Annotated in this window: 19 protein-coding genes; 14 read left to right on the forward strand and 5 right to left on the reverse strand. The window is 73.7% G+C overall.

What is annotated here, in order from left to right; all coding sequences use genetic code 11:
• The first annotated feature begins 103 nt into the window (after positions 1–103).
• Genes AABA78_RS26575 through AABA78_RS26585 form a run of 3 tightly spaced genes read left to right on the forward strand, consistent with a single transcriptional unit; the run spans position 104 to position 2,066 of the window.
• Positions 104–571 (forward strand): hypothetical protein, encoded by a 468-nt coding sequence (locus tag AABA78_RS26575; RefSeq protein ID WP_338266994.1) that lies wholly within the window; start codon positions 104–106, stop codon positions 569–571.
• A 2-nt stretch (positions 572–573) separates the two neighbouring features.
• On the forward strand, positions 574–1,122 hold the full coding sequence (locus AABA78_RS26580) for a hypothetical protein (protein ID WP_338266995.1): 549 nt from the start codon (positions 574–576) through the stop codon (positions 1,120–1,122).
• A complete protein-coding gene (locus tag AABA78_RS26585; protein ID WP_338266997.1) occupies positions 1,119–2,066 on the forward strand; it encodes an HTTM domain-containing protein in 948 nt (315 codons plus the stop codon). The genes AABA78_RS26580 and AABA78_RS26585 overlap by 4 nt, the downstream gene beginning before the upstream one ends.
• Before the next feature lie 63 nt (positions 2,067–2,129).
• Here the strand turns inward: AABA78_RS26585 and AABA78_RS26590 are convergent, their stop codons facing one another.
• The 3 genes from AABA78_RS26590 to AABA78_RS26600 form a co-directional block, all read right to left on the reverse strand.
• Positions 2,130–2,759: a hypothetical protein gene (locus AABA78_RS26590; protein ID WP_338267000.1), complete on the reverse strand. Its 630-nt coding sequence runs from the start codon at positions 2,757–2,759 to the stop codon at positions 2,130–2,132.
• A gap of 12 nt (positions 2,760–2,771) precedes the next feature.
• The gene (locus AABA78_RS26595) at positions 2,772–6,371 is read right to left on the reverse strand and encodes an annexin (RefSeq protein WP_338267002.1); all 3,600 of its coding nucleotides are present in this window, start codon (positions 6,369–6,371) and stop codon (positions 2,772–2,774) included.
• Positions 6,372–6,537: 166 nt separating this feature from the next.
• Entirely contained in the window at positions 6,538–7,398 is an 861-nt protein-coding gene (locus tag AABA78_RS26600; RefSeq protein WP_338267004.1) for a hypothetical protein, read from the reverse strand.
• A 209-nt stretch (positions 7,399–7,607) separates the two neighbouring features.
• Between AABA78_RS26600 and AABA78_RS26605 the strand changes: the two genes are divergently transcribed.
• The gene (locus AABA78_RS26605; RefSeq protein ID WP_171421822.1) at positions 7,608–7,874 is read left to right on the forward strand and encodes a hypothetical protein; all 267 of its coding nucleotides are present in this window, start codon (positions 7,608–7,610) and stop codon (positions 7,872–7,874) included.
• A 35-nt stretch (positions 7,875–7,909) separates the two neighbouring features.
• Positions 7,910–8,668: a hypothetical protein gene (locus tag AABA78_RS26610; protein WP_338267007.1), complete on the forward strand. Its 759-nt coding sequence runs from the start codon at positions 7,910–7,912 to the stop codon at positions 8,666–8,668.
• 101 nt (positions 8,669–8,769) lie between these two features.
• Here the strand turns inward: AABA78_RS26610 and AABA78_RS26615 are convergent, their stop codons facing one another.
• Complete coding sequence (locus AABA78_RS26615) at positions 8,770–10,059, reverse strand: universal stress protein (RefSeq protein WP_338267008.1); 1,290 nt, start codon at positions 10,057–10,059, stop codon at positions 8,770–8,772.
• A gap of 356 nt (positions 10,060–10,415) precedes the next feature.
• Between AABA78_RS26615 and AABA78_RS26620 the strand changes: the two genes are divergently transcribed.
• Both AABA78_RS26620 and AABA78_RS26625 read left to right on the forward strand, forming a co-directional pair.
• Positions 10,416–12,875 (forward strand): cation-translocating P-type ATPase, encoded by a 2,460-nt coding sequence (locus AABA78_RS26620; protein ID WP_338267010.1) that lies wholly within the window; start codon positions 10,416–10,418, stop codon positions 12,873–12,875.
• Positions 12,866–14,290, forward strand: a complete 1,425-nt coding sequence (locus tag AABA78_RS26625; protein ID WP_338267011.1) for an MBL fold metallo-hydrolase RNA specificity domain-containing protein — start codon at positions 12,866–12,868, stop codon at positions 14,288–14,290. The genes AABA78_RS26620 and AABA78_RS26625 overlap by 10 nt, the downstream gene beginning before the upstream one ends.
• 34 nt (positions 14,291–14,324) lie before the next feature.
• Here the strand turns inward: AABA78_RS26625 and AABA78_RS26630 are convergent, their stop codons facing one another.
• Entirely contained in the window at positions 14,325–15,341 is a 1,017-nt protein-coding gene (locus AABA78_RS26630) for a 2-hydroxyacid dehydrogenase (protein WP_338267013.1), read from the reverse strand.
• Between the two features lie 210 nt (positions 15,342–15,551).
• Here AABA78_RS26630 and AABA78_RS26635 point away from each other — a divergent pair, with 210 nt between their 5' ends.
• The 7 genes from AABA78_RS26635 to AABA78_RS26665 all read left to right on the forward strand — a co-directional run bounded on the left by AABA78_RS26635 (position 15,552) and on the right by AABA78_RS26665 (position 21,772).
• Complete coding sequence (locus AABA78_RS26635; protein WP_338267015.1) at positions 15,552–15,830, forward strand: hypothetical protein; 279 nt, start codon at positions 15,552–15,554, stop codon at positions 15,828–15,830.
• On the forward strand, positions 15,827–16,873 hold the full coding sequence (locus tag AABA78_RS26640; protein WP_338267018.1) for a hypothetical protein: 1,047 nt from the start codon (positions 15,827–15,829) through the stop codon (positions 16,871–16,873). Before AABA78_RS26635 ends, AABA78_RS26640 begins: the two co-directional genes overlap by 4 nt.
• Positions 16,874–16,955: 82 nt before the next feature.
• Positions 16,956–17,270, forward strand: coding sequence for a TraR/DksA C4-type zinc finger protein (locus AABA78_RS26645; protein ID WP_338267021.1), 315 nt, complete (start codon positions 16,956–16,958; stop codon positions 17,268–17,270).
• Between the two features lie 74 nt (positions 17,271–17,344).
• Positions 17,345–18,787: a sigma-54-dependent transcriptional regulator gene (locus AABA78_RS26650; protein WP_338267023.1), complete on the forward strand. Its 1,443-nt coding sequence runs from the start codon at positions 17,345–17,347 to the stop codon at positions 18,785–18,787.
• Positions 18,763–19,962, forward strand: a complete 1,200-nt coding sequence (locus tag AABA78_RS26655) for a protoglobin domain-containing protein (protein ID WP_338267024.1) — start codon at positions 18,763–18,765, stop codon at positions 19,960–19,962. The genes AABA78_RS26650 and AABA78_RS26655 overlap by 25 nt, the downstream gene beginning before the upstream one ends.
• Positions 19,962–20,663: a response regulator gene (locus AABA78_RS26660; RefSeq protein WP_338267026.1), complete on the forward strand. Its 702-nt coding sequence runs from the start codon at positions 19,962–19,964 to the stop codon at positions 20,661–20,663. Before AABA78_RS26655 ends, AABA78_RS26660 begins: the two co-directional genes overlap by 1 nt.
• Entirely contained in the window at positions 20,660–21,772 is a 1,113-nt protein-coding gene (locus tag AABA78_RS26665; protein ID WP_338267027.1) for an ATP-binding protein, read from the forward strand. The genes AABA78_RS26660 and AABA78_RS26665 overlap by 4 nt, the downstream gene beginning before the upstream one ends.
• Positions 21,773–21,842: the final 70 nt, after the last annotated feature.

Genomic DNA, 21,842 nt, shown 5'->3' on the forward strand with positions numbered 1-21,842 from the left:
GCGGTCACGCGGCACCCCGGGCTGGAGAATAATGTTTCACCAGGACGTACCTGAGGAGGCCGCGGCCTTTTTCCGCGGCCCTCACCCTGAAGGTACCTCCCCGATGAAACAACTCCTGTCTCTGAGCGGCATGCGCCGCGTGTCCCGTCACGTGGGCTTCAAGGCCGCCGCCGTGGCCACGGTGGGCGTGGCGCTCACCAGCGCCATCAGCTTCGCGTCCGTGTCCACGCGCACGCCGACCCATGACTTCACGCAGGCGGACGTGGACGCCATCGTCGCGCAGATCCGCCTGGTGCCGTCGGACACGTTCTACATCCGGCTGCCCACGTTCTCCCCCCGGGGCGGCGTCAACGGGTCGCGCCTCTACGGCACGCTGCCCCTCGCCTACGTGCGGCGCATGGCGAGCGTCCAGAACGTCGTCCTCGACGTGAACTCGAACGTCATGGGCCTGGTGATGGATCCGAACACCGAGGCCGGGATGGCCTCGGGCGAGACGTCGCAGCGCGTGGGCCTCGCCATCGACGCCGTCCTCGCGGACATCACCCCCGGCTCCTACCAGTTCCTGAAGTAGCCATGAGCACCGACCCATCGCGGCCCGAGGGCGATGAACGCCAGGCGGCCCTCTGGGCGTGCATCGCGGTGCTGCATCTGGCCGCGGTGGGCGCCTTCCTCTGGACGGGGCTGACCCGCACGAGCTCGGAGGCCGCGTTCTACCGCGGCGTCCGGACCTATCAGAACCTCTCCGGCGTCCTCAGCGACTACCGCTACTTCGCCCCTGCCGTGGCCAGCGACTCGCGGACCGGCTTCTTCGTGGAGCTGGGCGACGGCAGCACCGTGTTCGAACCGCTGACCTCCGACGAGGTGGAGGTGGCGCGCCGTTATCGCTGCATCGTCGCCTCCGCCCTGCGCGCCAACCGCAAGACGCAGGACGTGCTGGCGCAGTCGTGGGCGGCGGTGATGCTGGGCGTCCATCCGGACGCTTCGCGCGTCACCGTCGTCACCCAGTCCTACACGCTGCCGACGATGGAGGCGTGGACCGCAGGGCAACGGCCCGTCTGGGACCTCTACTACACCGGGACCTTTGGCCGCCGCGATGGCGCCTTGTCCAAGGACTCGCCATGAACCGTCTCCAGACCCACGTGCGGCGCTTCTGGTTGGAGCCCGCTTCCTCCGACGGGCTCGCCTTCCTGCGCATCGCCGTCGCGGCCCTCTCCCTCTTCCAGCTCGCCGTCCTCTGGCCGCACCTGCCGGCGCTGTACGGCAACTTCGGCCTCGTCCAGTGGGTCATCACCGATGTCGGCGCGGGCGACTGGGCGCCCAGCCTGGGGCGGATGGGGCTGCTGCTGGCGCCCCTGGGCATCAGCACGATGACCACGATGTACGCCGTGTTCGTCCTCTACGCGGTGGGCCTGGTGGGCCTGCTGCTGGGCTACCGCACGCGCTTCTTCGCGGTGCTCACCTGGTTCACGCATGGCCTGACGTCCGCGAACGCGTACCTGTCGCTCTACGGCGTGGACACCATCCTCCACGTCCTCTTCTTCTACCTGGTGTTCATGCCGTCCGCGGGGCGCTGGTCCCTGGATGCGCGAGCGGGCCGGGTCTTCACCGGTCCCACGTCCGGGGCCCGCGTGGCGTTGCGCACGCTCCAGTTCCACCTGTGCTTCATCTACCTGGACACCGGCCTGGCCAAGGCGCAGGGCGTCCAGTGGTGGAACGGCGAGGCCCTCTGGCGCGCGCTGATGCAGCCGCAGTTCCGTGCGTTCGACTTCTCCTGGCTCGCCTCGTACCCGCTGCTGGCGCGGGTGGGCTGCTGGAGCACGCTGCTCATCGAGGTGGGCTACGCGGGGATGATCTGGGTCCCCCGGCTGAGGCGGCCCTGGCTGGTGGCCACGCTGCTGCTGCACGCGGGCATCGCCGTCTGCCTGCGGCTGTGGCTGTTCTCCCTGACGATGGGGGTCTTCAACCTGGCGGCCTTCGCCTGGTCCTGGCGGGCCTCGGAGGCCCCCGTGAAGGGGGCGGACGCGCCGCCGGAAGAGGCCCCCGGCGCCGCGCTCCAGCCGGTGTGAAACCCGGAAGGCCGCCGCGGATCAGGGGCTCGAACCCGGATTGGAAGACGGTGGCCTCCCAGGTCAGCCCTTGGCCGCCTTGAGCACCTTCGCGACGAGGGCCGCGTCCTTCACGCGCTCGTACTTGAACGGCTGCCCGGGCACCGCCTGGTAGCGGTAGACCGTGAAGGGCCCCTTGTCCTCGCTGGCGTGCTCCGGCACGAGCACCGCGAAGCTCTCGTTCCCCACGCCCACCACGTCGATGCAGCGCAGCCGCTCCAGCTTCCCGGCCGGGTCGCGCAGGTTGTAGACCTCGTCGATGCCGAAGCCGGCCACGCCCTCGACCTCGGGCTGCTTCGGCAGGTGCTTGCGCAGGAGCGCCACCACCTGACCCAGGTAGTTCCGGGCGGCGTCCGGCGTGGCGGGCAGCTCCTGGCGCTTCGCGTCCTCGCGCGCCAGGGACACGAGCGTCGCGGACGGCACCTTCGCGTCCGCGAGCACGGCCTCCAGTCCTTCCAGGCCGGTCGACACCGGGATGCTGTTGAAGCCCAGCGCGTGCTGGACCTGGTCTTCCACTTCGGACAGCGCCCCGTTGGGGGCGCAGAAGGCCTTCAGGAAGGTGCGCGCCTTCTCCAGCGCGGGCGCCTTCTGGAGGGCCTCCATGCGTGCCTTGAGCTCTTCGAAGCGGGCGCTTGCCTTGGGATCGGCGGTCATGGGGAGTTCGCCTCAGGGACCAGGGAAGGCCGTCAATACCACCACTTGGGGCGGGGTGCCGTCGACGAGGCGCAGCCGGAGGTTGTAGCTGCCCGCGTTCGCGGCGGACACCGTCCGCTGCCCTGCCTGGTCCACCGTGGCCGTGAAGCCCTTGCCCACCGTCGTGCCAGGGGGCACGGGGATGTTCAGGTGGTCGCTGTAGCCGTACAGGGCGAGCTCGTCCTTGATGGTGCTCCAGTTGTCGGCCACGTACTTGTTGAGGGTCGCGTCCATGGTCGCGTCGCTGGACCACTGGAACGAGTTGTTCTCGATGCTCCCCCAGCCGTCGCCCGTGGTGACGCGGCTCTCGATGGTGCGGGCTCCGGGAGGCGCGTCCGCGATGTTCGTGGGCACCGACGCCCCGTGCCGGTCGAGGGTGTGCGCGTTGTGGGCGGAGCCATGGGCCGCGTCGTTGGCGGCCACGTTGAGCGTGGGGCCGTTCGGGAACGCCTCCGCCAGCTGCTGCTCGCGGATGACGCCCCGGCGCAGGATCTCCGTCTGGGCCTTCTCCGCGCGGACCTTGGCGTACTGCTGCGTCTCCGCGGGCACCTTCTGCCCGGTCGTCGGATCCACCCGGGTGAAGGGGCTGGGGTCCATGTCCCGGTTGAGCTCCGCCTGGGTCCGCGTCTTCGGGTCGTAGGTGCGCTCCGCGTACGCGCGGTGCCCTTCCGCCTGGCGGGCCTTGAACTGTTGCTTCGTCTCCGTCGCCAGGTTGCGCGGGTCGTTGATGGCGGCGCTCTCCGCCGCGTTCATCGGGGCCTGCGCGGGCGGCTGCACCTGGCCCACGGTGTTCACCGACTTGCCCACGTCCGGCCAGTCCGGCGTCGTGGTGGGCGTGCCGTGCATGGCCACGGAGCCCGTGCCCGGGGCCAGCGAGTCCAGCCGCTTCGCGTGGAAGTCGATCTGGAACTCCACGTTGGCGATGTCGCGCTGGAGCGCCGCGCGCTCGGCGACGGTGGCCGCGGTGGGCTTGCCGCTCATGCCCGCGATGCTGTCGTCGATGCGCTTCTGCGCCGCCTCCAGGCCGCCGAGGATGTTCTTGAGCTTCTGCACCTCCAGCTTGGACTCGAAGCCCTGCGTGCCGTAGCCCGGCGTCTGGGTGAGGGCCTGCTGGACGCGGTCCTTGAGCTGGCGGATCTGCCCGGTGGGCCCCTCGTACTTCTGGAGCAGGCGGGCTGTCTCCTGGTGCGCGGCGATGTCCGCGGGCGTGGCGTGCGGCCCCGCCTCGATGCGCACCTGGCCGTTGTCGTAGCGCACCTTGGTGGTGTTGCCCGGCAGGTCCGGGTTGCGCAGCACGGGGATTTCGCGCGGCTTGAGCAGCTCGCCGCCCTTGGCCAGGCCGCCGCTGACGATGCCGCCCGTCACCGCGCCCACGGTGCCGTCCGTCACCGCGCGGGTGGCCACGCGGCCCACGCCCGTGAGGGCGCCGTCCTTCCACGTCTCGCTCTGGGTGGCCGCGTCCGTGGCGCCGCCCGCCGCGCCGCCGATGGCGCCTTCCTTCACGCCCTGCTTGATGGCGGAGCGCACCGTGCCCTCGGCCGTCTCGCGCACGGCCGTGCGGGCCGCGGCCTCCGTGGCGGTGGTGGCCGCGACGCGCGTGCCGCCCGTGACGGCGGTGGCGCCCTTGCCAATGGGAATGACCGCCGTGCCGCCCTCCACGGCGCCGATGAGCGCCTGGCGGCTCAGGTCCTGCGCCCCGGCCGCGTCGCCCTGGATGGCGGCGTACGTCGCCGCGCGCGTGGTGGCGCCCACGGCCGCGTACCCGGCGATGGCCAGGGGCGTGGCCGCGCCGCCCGTCGCGACGACGGCCGCGGTGGTGGCGGCGACGACGGCCACGGTGGCGGTGGTCTCCGCCAGCGAGTCCTTGGCGGACTGGAGCGCCTTGACGTCCTCCGTGGCGTAGCCCGTCAGCGTGTTCGCGCGCTGGGTGTCGCCCGTCTGGATGGCTTGCTCGGCGCGGCCCAGGTTGCGGTTGAGGATGTCGTTGTCGGACTCGCCCTTGGTGAGGTGCTGGACGCCGTCCAGCAGGCTCACGCCGAAGCCGGACTCGTTGGCCTGGACCTCGCGCAGCCGCCGCGCGCGCTCCTGCGCGCCGTTGGGGTCGTTGGGGTCGACGGCGCCCAGGTCGAAGTCCTGCTTGAGCAGCTCCAGCTCGTCGCGGCCGTCCAGCTCGCTGTCCAGCTCCGCGCGCAGGTCCTTGCCGTACTTCTGCTGGTAGGCGGCGGCGACGGCGTTGAGCTCCGCCTTGGACTTGCCGCTCAGCGCGGAGCGGATGGCGTCCTCGTCCGTGCCCAGGCCGTCCATGGCCAGGTGCAGCCGCTCGGCGGTGGCCTCCGCCTGGCCCTTGGCGTCGTCGGCGGCGGGCGGGTTGAGCATGCGCAGCGTGACGTCGCGGTCGCCGCCGTCCCAGCCGCGGACCTGATCCTCCAGCGACTTGCCCGTCTGGCGCTGGTACTCGGCCTTGATGGCGGTGAGCTGGTCGGGCGTCTTGCCCTGGAGGATGTCGCGGACACCGCTCTCGTCCGCGCCGAAGAAGCCGCCCATGGCCTCGCGCAGCCTGGCCGCGTCCGCCTGGGCCGGGTTGCCCTGCATCAGGCCGACGGCGCGGTCGTACTCCTCGGTGGACAGCTCGTCCTTGAGCTTCGCCTTGAGCCCCGCGTCCTGCGCGAGCGCGGCGCGCTGCTCCGGGGTGGCCCGCTCCAGGCGCTCGAAGATGCGGCCCTCGTCGGTGCCCCAGCCGGCCATGTCCTCTTCCAGGCCGGCCTTGAGCGCCTGGGTCTCCAGCGCGTTGGCCTCCGCGGGCGTGGAGGCCTGTCCCGCGCCGAGCATGCTCCGGGCACGCGCCAGCTGCGCGCCGTCCATCTCCCGGCTCAGGCGGGCGAGCAGCACGTCCTCGGGCTTCTGGCCCGCGGGCGTTCCGCCGTGCATGTCCGCGAACTGCTGGGCGATGGCGTGGCGCTCCGCGGGGGAGCGCTTCTCCAGCACCTTGAGCATGTCCTCGTTGGAGCCGAAGACGCTGTCCATCTCCGCCTGGAGGTTGACCGCGTCGCTCTTCGCCGCGTTGCCCTGGAGCAGCCCTTCCGCGCGCTGCAGGTCGGAGCCGCCCAGCTCGTCGCGGATCTTGGCGTCCAGGTTCTTGCCGTAGTGGTCCTGGTAGGACTGGCGGATCATCGCGATCTGCTCGGGCGTCTTGCCCTCGAGCGTCTTGAAGATCTTGTCCTCGTCGGTGCCCCACCCGGTCATGCCGCCGTCCATGGCCTCACGCAGGGCGCTGGCGTCCTTGTCCGCCTGGGCCTGGGTGTACGGCGGGGTGGCGGGCGCCTGGGGCTGAGCGGGGGCCGGCGGACCAGCGACGGTGTTGCGCTGGGGCACGACGTTCGCGGGCGTGGTGGGCGTCCCCAGTGATGGGCCGGTCCTGGCCTGGGGGCGCTGCTCGAAGCTGGAGCGGTCCCGGGGCGCGGGCTTGGGGGCCGGAGGAGGCGGCGGTGGAGGAGGAGGAGCGGGCTTGGGCGCCGGCGGCTGCTGCGGGAGCGTGCGCGGGAGGCCGTTGTTGCGAGGTCCGTCGATCGCCATCGTCTGTCTCCGAAGACTGCTCTGCCCTCGGTGGGTCCAAATGCTGGCGCCCTGGAACCGCGGCGTCCCCCGCCACCGGGTGCAATCCTTTCCGCCATTATCGCATCAACCCGCCCCGGGGTTGCCTGATGACCCAGGCGGACCGGATTTTCAGGTGGGCGCGTGCCTACACGGTGCGAGCCGCGCGCAGACGGGGTGGGGTGAAGGACAGCTCACGGACCTGGAGCCGGGAGGTGGTGAAGCCGTCGAAGCGCCTGGGCGCGTCCTGCGTTCCGGCGCGGACGGCGACGTGGGACTCCACGTCCATTTCCAGGCGGACGGGCCACAGCCGGTCCAGGGAGAGCAGGCAGCCGCCGTGGCCCTTGGCCTCGGTGTGCATGGAGGCCTCGCCCTTTTCTCCCGGAGGTGGGCGGAGCGCGGCGGGGACGGGCTGGGGCGTGCGCGGCGTCTCCATCTGGAGGCGCAGCCCCACGGACAGGCCCTCCAGGCTGCGCAGCTCCACGCGCGTGTTCGCGCCGGTGAGGGCCCCGCTTCCCGCGCCCTTCTGTTCCCAGCGGGCCCCCACGCCCACGGGTTCGGTGGGCAGGAAGGTGCCCAGGTCCTTGAGCAGCCCCGCCAGCTGCAGCATCTGGCCGCGCACGGGCGCGGAGAGGTCCGCGGGCAGCTTCCACTCGAAGCCGCTGGAGCGGCCGTGGGGATCCACCTGGCCTTCGCCCTTCAAGCCGGGCAGGGGCGACAGCTGCGCGCGCGCCGCCTCCACGGTGCGCACGGGCGTGCGCGCGGCGACGAGCAGGTCCACCTCCTCCAGCGTGAAGCGGTAGCGCGCGGTGCCATCCGGGAGCACGCGCAGCACCTCCACGGCCATCACCATCTGCACGCCCGGCAGCGCGGCGCCGGGCCTGCTGCGGCCCGCGTCGCGCAGCGTGGTGGAGGTCTCCGAGCGCAGGCCGATGCGCTGCACCCCACCGAACAGCGGACGCAGGAGGAGGGGCTGCTGAGGGGCCTGACCGCGATGCAGGACGTGCATGGGCCGTGAGTCTAGCCGCGCCAAGCCGCTTGTGGAGCCAGGGCCCGGCGGGAGGTGACGCACGTCTGGGATTGCGCCGGGCGAGAGCCTTTCTTGCGCGCGCCTCCGCAGGAATTGCGCTGACGCGAGGCCTTCCCAGAGGGAAGCGGGGTTGGCGCCATTGATGCAATGGATGGGAGCACGGTCCACGGGCCGGGAAGGAGCACGTCATGGCTGAGAACACCCAGAAGCCGATGCCGGGGTTGGAGACGCTTCGCACCCTGCGAGACGAGCTGCGGTTGAAGATGCACCTGGCGGGGATGGAGACCCGCGAGCGCTGGCGGATGCTGGAGCCGAAGGTGCGTGAGGCCGAGCAGCGGGCCGACGAGTTGACCCAGGAAGGGCAGTGGCTGGTGGATGAGCTGGTGCGGCACCTCCGTGAGCTGAACAAGGAGATCCACGAGCACCGGAACGGGCGCGACGCCCCGCGCGCGTGAGCGTCCGCTGTCCGCCCTGGCCGCGGAGGTCATCCATGCGCGTGCCGCACCGGGTCCTGCTCTCTTTGTGTCTGTGTCTGGGGGCGCCCGGCGCGCTCGCGCAGGATGGGCTCGTGCGGCTGGGCGTGGCTTCCGGGGAGCGTGCCCGGCAGGCCTCGCGGACCGGACTGCGCCTGCGGGAGAACGCGGAGGCGGCGCGCATCGAGGAGGCGGCCCGCGATGACGTCGCGCGGCTGCTGTCGCGCGGGGCGGAGAACCCGGGCCCCGAGACCGCGAGGGACGTCCCGCCGCTGCCCGAGCGCGACCGGCGGCGGTTGGAGCAGGAGCTGGCGGTGCTCGATGCGCGGGTGGCCGTCCGGGCCGCCCAGCGTGCCGGGTGGCTCCGGGCCGCGGGGCTGGAGGTGGACCCCGCGCTCCGGCTGCTTCCAGGAGATCCGCCCGAGCCGTGGCTCGCGGACGTGACCCTGGACCCGGCCGTCCTCGTGGCGCGCGTTCACGACGCTTCCAGGCGCGAGCTGGTGCGCGCGTACGTGCATGAGCACGCGGGACTCCAGGCGCGGCTCGCCACCCTGGAGGCGCTCGTGCCCGTCCAGACGGAGGCGCTCGCCAGGGCCCGGGGGGAACTGGTGGAGGGCCGGGCACCGCTGGAGGACGTGCTCACGCTCCTGCGCGCGAACCTGGCGCTGGAGCTGGAGGTGCTCGCCCTGCGGGTGCGCCGCGAGCAGAGCGTGTGGGAGCTGGCGGCGCTGCTGGAGTGCACCCCCGAGTCCGTCGTCGTCGCGGGCGCCCGCTGAGCGCGCCCGGCGCGTCCTGCTCCTGAACTCCTGGCGCCTCGAGCGGTCCGGGCGGGCTTCGCGCCCGCCCGGACTTCTTCATGTCAGGGGACGCTCGCGCGTCAGCGCACGGGGGGACGCAGCACGAGCACGGGCCGGCGGCTCTGGGCGAGCACCTTGCGCGCCACCGACCCGAGCAGCGCCTCCTTCACGCCGCCGTGGCCGCGCGAGCCCAGGCAGAGCAGCTCCGCGTCCATCCGCTCCGCGGCCTGCACGAGCGCGAGCGCCACGTCCTCGCCGTGGAGGACCTCCAGCCGCGTGGTGACCTCCCGGGCGTCCAGCCCCCGGGGCACGCGCTCCAGCAGGCGCTGCTTCAGGTCGCGGTGGAGGTCCGCGCCGGCGCGCTCGGGGACCACCGTCACCAGGTGCACCTCCGAGCCCGCGGGGGCCAGCGCGAAGGCGAAGGGAATGGCCTCGTCCGCGAGCGGCGAGAGGTCCGTGGCCACCAGCAGCCGCCGCACCTGGGGCAGCGGCGCCTCGCCACGGGAGGCCGCGGGCGTCACCGGCACCACGGCCGCCGCCATGGGCGCGAGCCGCAGGGCGTGGTGCGCCACCGAGGCCAGGTTGCCCAGGACGTTGTGGGGGTGCGTGCCCACCACGAGCAGGTCCGCCTCCGCCTCCCGGGCCAGGTCCACCAGGTGGTCCGCGGCGCGCCCCACCGCCATGCGCAGGTGCACGCGCGGCGCGGCGCCCGTGTCCGTGGCCGCCAGCGCGGCGATCTCCCGGTGGAGCACCTCCTCGATGCGGGGCGCCACCTCATCCAGGTTCATGGGGGTGGGCAGCCCCAGGCGCCGGCACTGCTCGAAGGCGTAGTAGACGTGTCCGGCCAGCAGTTCGAGCGGGCCATCCGCGGCCAGCTCCGTCAGCCAGCGCCGGGCGGCCTCGCTGCCGTGGGAGCGGTCCACGCCGAACATCACGCGCAGGGGCCGGGTCCCCCCGAGCCAGGCCTCGAAGGGCGCGGCGTCGCGCACCCGCAGCAGCGGCACCGAGCAGTTGCGCGCGATGCGCTCCAGGCTGACGCCCGACCCCAGGGCGGCGGGCTCGTCGCGGGGCGTCCCCACCACCAGGAGTCGCGCCTCGTGCGCGTCGCAGAAGACGGCCAGGGCCCGGGAGGAGCCGCTCTCCAGCAGGGAGGACTCCACCCGCGCGCCCAGGGGCTCCAGCCGCTGGAGTTCCTCGCGCAGCAGCGCCCGCAGGCCCTCGCGCACGGGCTCCGCCGCGACCCGGAGCTGATCCGGGTGGATTTGATGGACGAGCCACAGCGGCTGGCCCCGGCGGGCGGCGATTCGCGCGGCCACCTCCGCGGCCTGACGGGAGCCCTCGGTGAGGTCGGTTGCGCAGACGATGGACATGGAAGGACTCCGGATGGGGGAAGGCGCCGCACCACGGCTTCCCTGTGGGTTGGATGACGTCGGGGGGCGCGCCCCACTGCTGCTCTTGCGGAACCCTCTTCAGGATGCGTGCCGTCCACCCGCCCGGCGTCGCCGGCGGGGACCGCGCAAGGGTTGCGGTGCCTGGAGCCGCGCGCGCAAAAGCTGCGTGCCCCGCGGTCCCTCTCGCCTCCCGCCTCGCGGCACGGGCTTCGCAATCCGGCAGGACATCCCCTGGCGCAGGAGCGACCCGAGATGAGCCTCCCTGGTTGGCTGGACCCCGAGCGTGGCCTCAGCGTGGAGCGCCCGGGCAGGCGCGCACACGGTGGGGTGGCGTGGTGAGCGCGGCGCGCGGCGCGGTGGTGGCGGCGGTGGCCCCGGAGCCGCGCTGGGGGCTGGGCGCGCGGGAGGCCGAAGCGCGGCTGCGCCAGCATGGCCCCAACACGCTGACGCGCGAGCAGCCCGCCCCGGCGTGGCGCTTCCTGGCCCGTCAGTTCCGCTCCGGGATGGTGTGGCTGCTGCTGGGCGCGTGCGGCGTGGCGGCGCTGCTGGGCGAGGGCGCGGACGCGGTGGCCATCGCCACCATCGTGGTGCTCAACGCGCTGGTGGGCTTCCTCCAGGAGTACCGCGCGGACCGCGCCGTGCTGGCCCTGCGCGCGCTCACCGCGCCTGGCGCGCGGGTGCTGCGCGACGGCGTGAGCGCCGTGATTCCAGCGTCCCAGGTGGTGCCGGGGGACGCGCTGGTGCTGGAGGCCGGGGACGTGGTGGCGGCGGACGCGCGGCTGCTCACCGCGCACGCGCTGCTCACGCTGGAGGCGGCGCTCACCGGGGAGAGCACGCCGGTGGACAAGCAGGTGGGCGCGCTGCCGGACTCCACCCCGCTGGCGGAGCGCAGGGACCGCGTCTTCATGGGGACCTCCGTCGCGGCGGGCACGGCGGTCGCGGAGGTGATGGCCACCGGCATGGACACGGAGCTGGGCCGCATCGCGCACCTGGTCCGGTCCGCGCAGGTGTCGCAGACCCCGCTGCAGCAGCGGCTGGAGGGCGTCACCCGCATGCTGCTGGTGCTGTGCGTGGCGGTGGGGGCCCTGGTCGCGGGGCTGGGGGTGATGCGCGGAGAGTCGGGCGTGGCGCTGCTGCTCGCGGCGGTGGCGCTCGCGGTCGCGGCGGTGCCGGAGGGGCTGCCCACGGTGGTGACGCTCGCGCTCGCGGTGGGCGTGCAGCGCATGGTGAAGGGCCACGTGCTGGTGCGGCGGATGCAGGCGGTGGAGACGCTGGGCTCCGCCACGGTCATCTGCACGGACAAGACGGGCACACTCACCCTGGGCATCATGGAAGTGCGCGAGGTGTGGCCCCCGGAGTCCGCGCCGCGCGTGCTGGAGGTGGCGGCGGCGTGCTGCGACGCGGAGCTGCCTGCCGAGGGGCTGGGGCCCGGCGCGGGCGACCCCACGGAGCTGGCGCTGCTCGTGGCCGCGCGGGGGAAGGGCGTGGAGCGCGCGGACGTGGAGCGCGAGCGCCCCCGCGTGTCTGAGCAGCCCTTTGATTCGGACCGGCGGCGCATGAGCATCCTGCGCTCGGACGGCGTGCTCTACGTGAAGGGCGCCCTGGAGGCGCTGCTGCCGCTGTGCAAGCAGGTGCCTCCGGGCGTGACGGAGGCCCTGGCCTCGCTGGCGGGGCGCGCCCTGCGCGTGCTGGCGGTGGCGGAGGGGCGGGGCCCCGAGGAGCGGGACCTCACGCTGGTGGGGCTGGTGGGGTTGGCGGATCCGCCCCGGCCCGAAGCGGTGGCGGCCGTGCGCGCGGCGCGCGAGGCCGGGGTGCGCACGGTGATGATCACCGGCGACCACCCCACCACGGCCCTGGCCATCGCGAAGGAGCTGGGCCTGCTGCGCGAGGGCGAACCTCCAGAGGGCATCGTGCACGCGCGGGCGACGGCGGAGGAGAAGCTGCGCATCGTGCGCGGATGGAAGGCGCGCGGGGAGGTGGTCGCCATGACGGGGGATGGCGTGAACGACGCGCCGGCCCTGCGCGAGGCGCACATCGGCATCGCCATGGGCCGCACCGGCGCGGAGGTCACCCGCGAGGCGTCCGACCTCATCCTCACGGACGACAACTTCGCGAGCATCGTCGCGGCCGTGCGCGAGGGGCGCGGCATCTACGAGAACATCCGCAAGACGCTCGTCTACCTGCTGGCCGGCAACGGCGGTGAGCTGGTGCTGATGCTCGGCGCGTCGCTGCTGGGATTGCCACTGCCGCTGCTGCCCCTGCACCTGCTCTGGGTGAACCTCGTCACGGACGGGCTGCCGGCGCTGGCGCTGGTCATGGACCCCGCCCCCGCGGACGTCATGCGGCGGCCGCCCCGGCGCCCCGAGGCGCCCATGCTGGGACGGCGCGAGTGGGCGGCGGTGCTGGCCACGGGCCTGCTGGACGCGAGCGTCACGCTGGGCACCTTCCTCTGGGCGCTGAGGCGCATGTCCCTGGAGGAGGCACGCACCCTGACGTTCACCGTGCTGGTGTTCTGCCAGGTGCTGAGGGCCTTCGCCGCGCGCAGCGCCGGGATGATCCACTGGGAGGTCGGGTCGTTCAGCAACTGGCCGCTGCTGGGGGTGGTCGTCGGCACGCTGGCGCTCCAGGTCGCCCTGCCGGAGGTGCCCATGCTCGCCGCGTTCTTCTCGCTCGTTCCACTGGACGCCGCGCACCTGGCGCTCGCGCTGGGCCTGGGGCTCATCCCGGTGAGTGTGCTGGAGCTGCGCAAGCTGGTCGCGCGCGGCATGACGCGAAGGAGCAGGGCATGCACGTGATGGAAGAGGAGGCGTCCATGGTCTCGCTACAGTTCCTGGGGGCGGCGGGCACCGTCACCGGCTCCCGGTTCCTGCTGGAGCGGGAGGGCCGCGAGCCGTGCCGCGTGCTGCTCGACTGCGGCCTGTTCCAGGGGCTCAAGGCCCTGCGCCAGCGCAACTGGGAGCCGCCGCCGTTCGACCCGGTGACGCTGGACGCCGTGGTCCTCAGCCACGCCCACCTGGACCACTCCGGCTTCCTGCCGCTGCTGGCGCGGGGCGGGTTCCGCGGCCCCGTCCACTGCACGCCGGGCACGGCGGACCTGCTCGGGCCGCTGCTGCTCGACTCCGCGCACCTCCAGGAGGAGGACGCGGAGCGGGCCAACAGCCATGGCTACTCGAAGCACCATCCCGCGCTGCCGCTCTACACGGTGGAGGACGCGCGGCGCGCGCTCACGCTCGTGCGCACGCACCCCTACGGCACGCCCTTCACCGCAGGGGCGGGGCTGGAGGTGACCTTCCGGCGCGCGGGCCACATCCTCGGCTCGGCCACGGTGGACGTGGCCTGGGGGCAGGGGGACGCCGCGCGCCACCTGGTCTTCTCCGGGGACCTGGGCCGCCCGGGCCGTCCCATCCTGCGTGACCCGGAGCCCGTGCCCGGGGCGGACGTGCTGCTCCTGGAGTCCACGTATGGCGACCGCGTGCACGCGGCCTGGCCGGAGGAGCACCTGGCGCGCATCATCACGCGCACGGTCCACCAGGGCGGCGCGGTGGTCATCCCCGTCTTCGCGGTGGGGCGCGCGCAGGAGTTGCTCTGGACGCTGCACCGCCTGCGCGACGAGCAGCGCCTGCCGCGCGTCTCCGTGTTCCTGGACAGCCCCATGGCGCAGGACGTGACGGAGCTCTACTGCCGCCACCCGGAGGACCATGACGTGGACATGCGGCGGCTCACGATGCAGGCGCGCTGCCCGCTGTGCGCCTCGGAGCGCCACTGGGTGCGCACCGCGGAGGCGTCCCGGGCGCTGCTGACGAGGACGGACCCCCGGGTCATCCTCGCGGGCAGCGGCATGGCCACGGGCGGCCGGGTGCTGCACCACCTGAAGCACCTGCTGCCGGACGCGCGCAACACCGTGGTGCTCGCGGGCTATCAGGCCGCGGGCACCCGGGGGCGCGCGCTCCAGGACGGCGCGGCCCGGCTGCGCATCCACGGCGAGGACGTCCCCGTGCGGGCGCGGGTGGAGACGGTGGACGGCCTGTCGGCGCACGCGGACCGGGAGGAGCTGCTCGCCTGGCTGCGGACGTTCCCGCGCCCGCCGCGCGAGACCTGGCTCGTCCACGGGGAGCCCGGCGCCAGTGAAGCGCTGGCGGAGAGCATCCGCGAGCGCATGGGCTGGCACGTGCGGGTGGCGCGCGACGGCGAGCGCGTGACGCTGGAGTAGCCCGGGCCCCGCCACCCTCGGGCGGGCCGGGCCTTCAGCGCGGGAGCACCTGCTCGGCCCGGACCTCCGTCACCCCCAGGGGCTCGCCCCGCTCGAACCGCGTCACGCTCTCCAGCGTGGTCCGGGCGATGGCGTCCAGCGCCTCGCGGGTGAGGAAGGCCTGGTGCGCGGTGACGAGCACGTTGGGGAAGGTCAAGAGGCGCGCGAGCACGTCGTCCTGGAGCACCTGGCCGGAGAGGTCCTGGAAGAAGATGCCCTCCTCCTCCTCGTACACGTCCAGGCCCGCCGCGCCCAGGTGGCCGGACTTGAGCGCCGCCAGCAGCGCGTGGCTGTCGATGAGCGCCCCGCGCCCGGTGTTGATGAGCATGGCCCCGGGCTTCATCCGGGCGAGCGCCGCCGCGTCGATGAGGTGGCGCGTGGCGGGCGTGAGGGGCACGTGCAGCGAGACGACGTCCGCGCGGGCCAGCGCGTCCTCCAGCGTCACGGGCTCCAGCCCCAGCGCCTTCGCGTCGCCCTCGGACAGCCGCGGGTCCACCGCCAGCAGCCGGCAGCCGAAGCCGTGGAAGATGCGGGCGGTGGCGCGGCCGATGCGTCCCAGCCCCACCAGCGCCACCGTCTTGCCGTGCAGGTCGAACCCCACCAGCCCGTCCAGCGAGAAGTTCCACTCGCGCACCCGGGCGTAGGCGCGGTGCACCTTGCGGTTGAGCGCGAGCACGAGCGCGGCGGTGTGCTCGGCCACGGCCTGCGGCGAGTACTCCGGCACGCGGACGACGGTCATCCCCAGCCGGCCGGCCGCCTCCAGGTCCACGTGGTTGAAGCCCGCCGAGCGCAGCGCCACCAGCCGCGTGCCCCCCGCCGCCAGCGCCTGGAGGCACGGGCCGTCCAGCCGGTCGTTCACGAAGGAGCACACCGCGGGAAAGCCCGCGGCCAGCCCCACCGTCTGGGACGTCAGGCGGGGCTCGAACCAGGTGAGGGCGTGGCCGAAGGCGGCGTTGGCCGACTCGAAGGCGGTGCGGTCGAAGCGGTGGGTGTCGAAGAAGGCGATGCGCATGGACGTGGGTTTCCTTCCGTCCCGCACCTTGCATCCTCCATGCGCGGCGATGACACCGGCCCGGAGTGCCGCGGGGGGCGCAAGCGTTGCGGAGCGCACGCTGGCCCGCGCAATTCCTGCGGGGACGCGCCCGGCCCGGCCTTGCGACGGCCATGGCATGCATCCTGAAATGGGAGGCGGGCAGGGGCCGCGCAGGTCGGAGGACGTTCCATGGATGCCACGCGTGACGAGGAGTGCAGGCGGCTGCGCCAGCGGTGGCGGACGCTGCTGGAGCTCAGGCTCCAGCACCGGCACCTGCTGCGCGAGGTCATGGGCGCGGGGGCTCCCGCGTGGGTGGACCGGGCCGTGGCCCGGGAGGAGACGCAGATGCTCGACGCGCTGGACGCGCGCGAGGCACGGGCCCTGGCGGTGGTGGAGCGCGAGCTGGCGCCACTCCCCGCGCCGGACAGCATGCCCCGGTGCTCCTGTCACGCGGCGCGTGGACGATGAGCCCGCCCCCGAAGGCGCCGGTCTCCATCGGGTGGTTCGCGCTGGGCTACTTCGCCTGCTACCTGCCCTACAGCGCGCTGACGAAGGCGCTGAGCCTGGGCGCCCTGCCGGGCATGAGCGCGGGGCTGCCCGGCTTCGTGCTGCTGCCCTCCACGGCGCTGGCCACGCTGGTGGGGATGTTCGCCTACCTGGCGTGGAGCGGCGCCTTCCAGCACGCGGGGCGACTGCGCGTGGGTCCGGTGGTCCTGCCCTGGCCCGGGCGGTGGACCTTCCTGTCGGGCCTGTGCACCACGGGCATCATCGCCACCACCACGCTGGCGTACACCTTCGACGGCACCTCCATCGTCTTCATGATGCTGCTGATGCGCGGCGGCGTGCTGGTGCTCGCGCCGCTGGTGGACGCGGTGAGCGGCCGGCACGTCGCGTGGCCCTCGCGCGTGGCGCTGGGCGTGAGCCTCGCGGCGCTGCTCGTCGCCACGGGCCCAGGCACGGAGCTCCGCCTGGCCTGGGTGGCCGCGCTGGACTGGGCCGTGTACGTCGTCAGCTACTTCGTGCGGCTGCGCTTCATGAGCCGGCTGGCGAAGAACCACGTGCCCGGCGCGCGCGAGCGCTACTTCGTGGAGGAGCAGATGGTGGCCGCGCCCGCGCTCGTCGTCCTGCTCGCGCTGTGGGCCTTGTCCGGCGTGGGGGGCGCGGCGGAAGCGCTGCGCGAGGGCTTCACCGGGATGTTCACGCGGCCCACGCTGCCCGTGGAGCTGGCCGTGGGGCTCTTCTCCCAGGGCAGCGGCATCTTCGGCGGGCTGGTGCTGCTGGACGCGCGGGAGAACACCTTCACCGTGCCCATCAACCGCGCCTCCAGCGTGTTCGCGGGCGTGGGCGCCACGCTCGTGCTCTCGCTGTGGCTGGGCCTCCCCGGCGTGAGCCTCCGCGAGCTGGCCGGCGCCGGGTTGGTGACGGTGGCCGTCGCGGTGCTCGCGGTGCCGGGCGTGCTCGCGGCGCGCCGCAAGCAGGCCGTCCCCCTCTCACTCCCTCCTGCCGCCTGAAGCCCTCATGGACGTGGAACGTGAAGACACGACAGTCGCTGGGACCCACGGGCCGCGTCGCCAGCCCGGACCGGAGGACGCCATGCACGCGGACCCCATGACGGCCCGGGCGCGGCAGATGCTGCTGTCCCGCCGGAGCGCGCTGCGTGCGGCGCGCGCGGACGTCCGGCCCGGGGCTGGCGGTGGAGGGGACGGATGCCCGCCCGTGCGCGGAGCGCGCCTGCCACCGCATGAGCTGGAGGAGGTGGAGGCGGCGCTCGAGCGCATCGCGCAGGGCTGCTTCGGCTGCTGCGAGGGGTGCGGGGGCGCCATCGGGCGGCAGCGGCTGCTGGCCGTCCCCGAGGCGCGCTGTTGCCTGACGTGCGCGGACACACGGGCCCGGGACTCAAGCGGATGACGCCACCGGTCCCTTCCCTGGAGGCCTGGCCAGACACCCTCCTGCATCCCGGTCCGTGTCTGGTAAGCAGGGGCATGGCTCCAGAACGCATCCTGGTCGTGGACGACGAGGCGAACGCGCGGCGCGCCCTGGTCACCCTCCTGGGCGAGGAGGGGTACGAGGTGCGGGAGGCCGCGGACGGCGCGGAGGCGCTCGCGGCGCTCGACGACTTCTCGCCCGCGCTGGTGCTCACGGACGTGCGGATGCCGCGCATGGACGGGCTCACGCTGCTGCGCCGCGCGAAGGAGGCCGGCAACGACGCGGCCTTCGTGATGATGACGGCGTTCGGCACGGTGGAGGCGGCGGTGGAGGCCATGCGCATGGGCGCGGAGAGCTACCTCACCAAGCCGCTGGACCTGAACGCCGTGCTCGTCGTGCTGGGCAAGGCGCTGGAGACGCGCCGGCTGAAGCAGGAGACCCGCCAGCTGCGCGAGCGCGTGGCGGAGCGCTTCCGGGTGGGCAACATCATCGGGGACGCGCCGGAGCTCCAGGGAGTCTACGCCCTCATCCAGCAGGCGGCCCCCACGCGGGCCACCGTGCTCATCCTGGGGGAGAGCGGCACGGGCAAGGAGCTGGTGGCCCAGGCGCTGCACGAGCTCAGCCCGCGCAAGGCGCGCCCCTTCGTGAAGGTGCACTGCGCGGCGCTCAGCGAGGGCCTGCTGGAGAGCGAGCTGTTCGGCCATGAGCGCGGGGCCTTCACCGGCGCGCTCGCGCGCAAGGAGGGCCGCTTCGAGCTGGCGGACGGCGGCACCCTGTTCCTGGACGAGATTGGCGAAATCTCCCCGGCCGTGCAGGTGAAGCTCTTGCGCGTGCTGCAGGGCCGCGAGTTCGAGCGCGTGGGCGGCACGCAGACGCTGAAGGTGGACGTGCGCATCGTGGCGGCCACCCACCGCGACCTGGAGGCGGAGGTGAAGGCGGGCCGCTTCCGCGAGGACCTCTACTACCGGCTCAACGTGGTGGCGGTGACGCTGCCGCCCCTGCGCCGGCGCAAGGCGGACATCCCCGCGCTGGTGAGCCACTTCCTGGAGCGCTGCAACGCCCTCCACGGCAAGGCCGTGAAGGGGCTGGCGCCCGGTACCCTGGAGGCGCTGATGAGCCACGACTGGCCAGGCAACATCCGCGAGCTGGAGAACGCGGTGGAGCGCGCCGTGGTGCTCGCGCGAGGCGAGGAACTCACGGCGGACGACCTGCCGCCGGTGCTGCGCGGCCCCCGCCCCAGCGCCGGGGCCGTCGAGCGGCTCATTCCCGGCGCGACGCTCGCCACCATTGAACGGGAGGCCATCCTGCGCACCCTGGAGATGGTGCAGGGCTCCACCACGCGCGCCGCGGAGGTGCTGGGCATCAGCGTGCGGAAGATCCAATACAAGCTCAAGGAGTACGGCGGCGGTGGCCCCGGCCCGGACGAGGACCCGGCCGCCGACCCCCAGGCCCCCCGCGCGAGGAAGGAGGCACCATGGAAGCCGGACCCGGAGGCGTGACGGACAACGTCCTGGAGGAACTCCAGCGCTACGTGGGCTTCTCCTCCGACGACGGAGAGGCCCTGCGCGAGCTGCACCCCATCGCCTGCGCGCACTTCGAGCGCATCGCGGACGTCTTCTACCGGCGCATCCTCGAGCACCCGGAGGCGCGCAAGGCGCTGGAGGGGGGCGAGAGCCAGGTGGGCCACCTGAAGGTGACGCTCCAGGACTGGATGGGGTCGCTCCTGCTGGGGCCGTGGGACGCGGCGTACTTCGAGCGCCGCTGCCGCATCGGGCGGGTGCACGTGCGCATCCACCTGCCGCAGCACTACATGTTCGGCGCCATGAACCTGCTGCGCCAGGAGCTGGCGGCGGTGCTGGAGGAGTCGCTGCGCGACGCGCCCGCGCGGGCCGCGCGCCTGGCCCAAGCGCTGGGAAAGATCCTCGACCTGGAGCTGGCCATCATGCTGCACACCTACCGCGAGGACCTGCTGGCCCAGGCGGCCCGGGCCGAGCGGCTGGCGACCTTCGGGCAGCTCGTGGGCTCCATCGGTCACGAGCTGCGCAACCCCCTGGGCGTCATCGAGACCTCGCTCTTCATCCTCAAGGGCCGCCCCGCCGCGGCGGAGGACGCGCGCGTGACCAAGCACCTGGACCGCATCGGCGAGCAGGTGGAGGTCGCCAACCACATCGTCACCAGCCTGCTGGACATGATCCGCTCCCGCCCGCTCGTGCGCGCGCCGCTGCGGCTCGCGGAGGTCTGGGCGTCCGCGCTGGAGGCCGTCGCGCCGCCCGGGCACGTGCGCGTGCACGCGCAGGGGCTGGAGTCCCTGCCGTCCGTGGAGGGGGACGCCGTGCAGTTGCGGCAGGTCTTCGTGAACCTGCTGCAGAACGCGGTGCAGGCCCTGGGCGAGCGCGAGGGCGAGGTGCGGCTGACGGCGGACGTCCCGGAGGACGGGGCGCGGCGCGTCCGGCTGGTGCTGGAGGACAGCGGCCCGGGCCTGGACCCGGCCATCCGCGCGCGCGTCTTCGAACCGCTGATGACCACGAAGGCACGCGGGCTGGGGCTCGGCCTGGCGCTGGTGCGGCGCATCCTCGAACGGCACGGTGGCGGCATCGGCTACGCTCCGGCCGTGGGCGGGCCGGGAGGGGCCCGCTTCGTGGTGGAGCTTCCCCTGACGCCGGAGCCTTCCTGATGGGCCGCTTCCTGGTGGTGGATGACAACCGGGCCTTCGCGGAGAACCTGGCGGAGATCCTGGAGGACGCGGGCCACACGACCACCGTGGTGGACTGCGGCGAGGCCGCGCTCCAGGCCGCGCGCGCCGAGCGCTACGACGTGCTCATCACCGACATGCGCATGGCCGGGATGAGCGGCGCCGCGCTGGTGCACCACCTGCGCCAGCGGGACCCGGGGCTCGCGGCCATCGTCGTCACCGCGCATCCGGGGGAGGCCGAGCTCGCGCGCGCGCACGCGGAGGGCGTGCTCGCGGTGCTGCCCAAGCCGGTGCCGGTGCCCGCGCTGGTGGAGCTGCTCGCGCGGGCCCGCCGCGACGGGCTCGTCGTGCTGGTGGAGGACGACGCGGGCCTCGCGGACAACCTCACGGAGGTGCTGCGCGAGCGCGGCTTCACGGCCGTGGTGGCGCGCTCGGTGCCGGACGTCGCGGGGCTCAAGCCCGTGCACCCCTTCGCCGCGCTCGTGGACCTGCGCGTGCCGGGCGGCCCCGACGGCGAGGCGCTGCGCCGCGTGCGGGAGCGCTTCCCGTCCGCCACCCCCTTCGTCGTCACGGCCTTCCCGGAGGCCCTGCCCGGGGACTTCGAGGGCCGGTGCGTCCGCAAGCCCTTCGACACCGGGGCGCTGCTCGCCGCGCTCGAGCAGGTGCATGGAGGCCGCGCGTGACGGCGCCGGGCGGCGCGGGGGAGCGGCCCCGGGTGCTGGTGGTGGATGACAACGCGGCCCTCGCGGACAACATGAAGGAGCTGCTGGAGGACCAGGGCTACCAGGTCTGCGTCGCGACGAGCTGCGCGGGGGCGCTGGAGCGGGCGCCGGCGGGCTTCGACGTGGCCCTGGTGGACATCCGGCTGCCAGACGGCGAGGGCACGCGGCTGGCCCCCCAGCTCAAGGCGCTGGTGCCGGAAGGGGAGGTGGTGCTGCTCACCGGCCTGGGCATGCTGGAGGCGGCGGTGGCCGCGGTGCACGCGGGCGCGTGCGCGTACCTGCTCAAGCCCTGCGCCACCCCGGAATTGCTGGTGACGCTGGAGCAGGCGCTGCGCCAGGTGCGGCTGCACCGCGAGAAGCAGGTGCTGGCCCGGCGGGCGCAGGTGACGGAGAAGCTGGCCGCGGTGGGCACGCTGACCGCGGGGCTGACGCACGAGATCCGCAACCCCCTCAACGCCGCCGTCCTGCAGCTCACCGTCCTGGAGCGCCGGGTGCGCAGGCTGGAGGAGGCCGCGCAGGGGCCGCTGCTGGAGCCGCTCCTGCTGGTGCGCGATGAGATCCGCCGCCTGGATCACATCCTCGAGGACTTCCTCCAGTTCGCCCGCCCGCGCGAGTTCAGGTCGGCCGCGGTGGCGGTGGCGCCGCTGTTCGAGCGGGTGGGTGGTCTGCTGGCCTGGCAGGCCGAGCAGCGCGGCGTGGCGCTGGAGGTGGAGCCCGCGGAGGGGCTGGAGGTGTGGGGCGAGGAGGAGCGGCTGCGGCAGGTGCTGCTGAACCTGGCGCTCAACGCGCTGGAGGCGACGCCGCCGGGAGGACGGGTGCGCTTCAGCGCGAGCGCGAACGCCGGGGAGGTGGCGCTGTGCGTGGACGACAGCGGACCGGGCGTGCCGGAGGACGTGCGCGGGAGGCTCTTCGAGCCCTTCTTCACGACGAAGGCGAGCGGCAGCGGGCTGGGCCTCTCCATCGTGCACGCCATCGTCACGCAGCACGGCGGCACCCTCCAGGTGGAGGACGGGCCGCTGGGCGGCGCGCGCTTCACCGTGCGCGTGCCGGCGGCGAAGCTGGAGGGGTGAGTCCCGCGGGCTGGGGCGTGTCTGTGATTGGATAAAGTAGATTCCAGGTAAAGCCAGACAGTGCTGTCTC

Origin of the sequence: Corallococcus caeni, from assembly GCF_036245865.1 — a bacterium.
GTDB lineage: Bacteria > Myxococcota > Myxococcia > Myxococcales > Myxococcaceae > Corallococcus > Corallococcus caeni.

Bases quoted from the DNA above. Each gene is read 5' to 3' on its own strand.
- AABA78_RS26650 (WP_338267023.1), top strand. From the start codon at position 17,345: ATGGCTCCAGAACGCATCCTGGTCGTGGACGACGAGGCGAACGCGCGG.
- AABA78_RS26605 (WP_171421822.1), top strand. From the start codon at position 7,608: ATGGCTGAGAACACCCAGAAGCCGATGCCGGGGTTGGAGACGCTTCGC.
- AABA78_RS26630 (WP_338267013.1), bottom strand. From the start codon at position 15,341: ATGCGCATCGCCTTCTTCGACACCCACCGCTTCGACCGCACCGCCTTC.
- AABA78_RS26640 (WP_338267018.1), top strand. From the start codon at position 15,827: ATGAGCCCGCCCCCGAAGGCGCCGGTCTCCATCGGGTGGTTCGCGCTG.
- AABA78_RS26580 (WP_338266995.1), top strand. From the start codon at position 574: ATGAGCACCGACCCATCGCGGCCCGAGGGCGATGAACGCCAGGCGGCC.
- AABA78_RS26645 (WP_338267021.1), top strand. From the start codon at position 16,956: ATGCACGCGGACCCCATGACGGCCCGGGCGCGGCAGATGCTGCTGTCC.
- AABA78_RS26575 (WP_338266994.1), top strand. From the start codon at position 104: ATGAAACAACTCCTGTCTCTGAGCGGCATGCGCCGCGTGTCCCGTCAC.
- AABA78_RS26585 (WP_338266997.1), top strand. From the start codon at position 1,119: ATGAACCGTCTCCAGACCCACGTGCGGCGCTTCTGGTTGGAGCCCGCT.
- AABA78_RS26610 (WP_338267007.1), top strand. From the start codon at position 7,910: ATGCGCGTGCCGCACCGGGTCCTGCTCTCTTTGTGTCTGTGTCTGGGG.
- AABA78_RS26615 (WP_338267008.1), bottom strand. From the start codon at position 10,059: ATGTCCATCGTCTGCGCAACCGACCTCACCGAGGGCTCCCGTCAGGCC.
- AABA78_RS26635 (WP_338267015.1), top strand. From the start codon at position 15,552: ATGGATGCCACGCGTGACGAGGAGTGCAGGCGGCTGCGCCAGCGGTGG.
- AABA78_RS26590 (WP_338267000.1), bottom strand. From the start codon at position 2,759: ATGACCGCCGATCCCAAGGCAAGCGCCCGCTTCGAAGAGCTCAAGGCA.
- AABA78_RS26625 (WP_338267011.1), top strand. From the start codon at position 12,866: ATGCACGTGATGGAAGAGGAGGCGTCCATGGTCTCGCTACAGTTCCTG.
- AABA78_RS26600 (WP_338267004.1), bottom strand. From the start codon at position 7,398: ATGCACGTCCTGCATCGCGGTCAGGCCCCTCAGCAGCCCCTCCTCCTG.
- AABA78_RS26595 (WP_338267002.1), bottom strand. From the start codon at position 6,371: ATGGCGATCGACGGACCTCGCAACAACGGCCTCCCGCGCACGCTCCCG.
- AABA78_RS26660 (WP_338267026.1), top strand. From the start codon at position 19,962: ATGGGCCGCTTCCTGGTGGTGGATGACAACCGGGCCTTCGCGGAGAAC.
- AABA78_RS26655 (WP_338267024.1), top strand. From the start codon at position 18,763: ATGGAAGCCGGACCCGGAGGCGTGACGGACAACGTCCTGGAGGAACTC.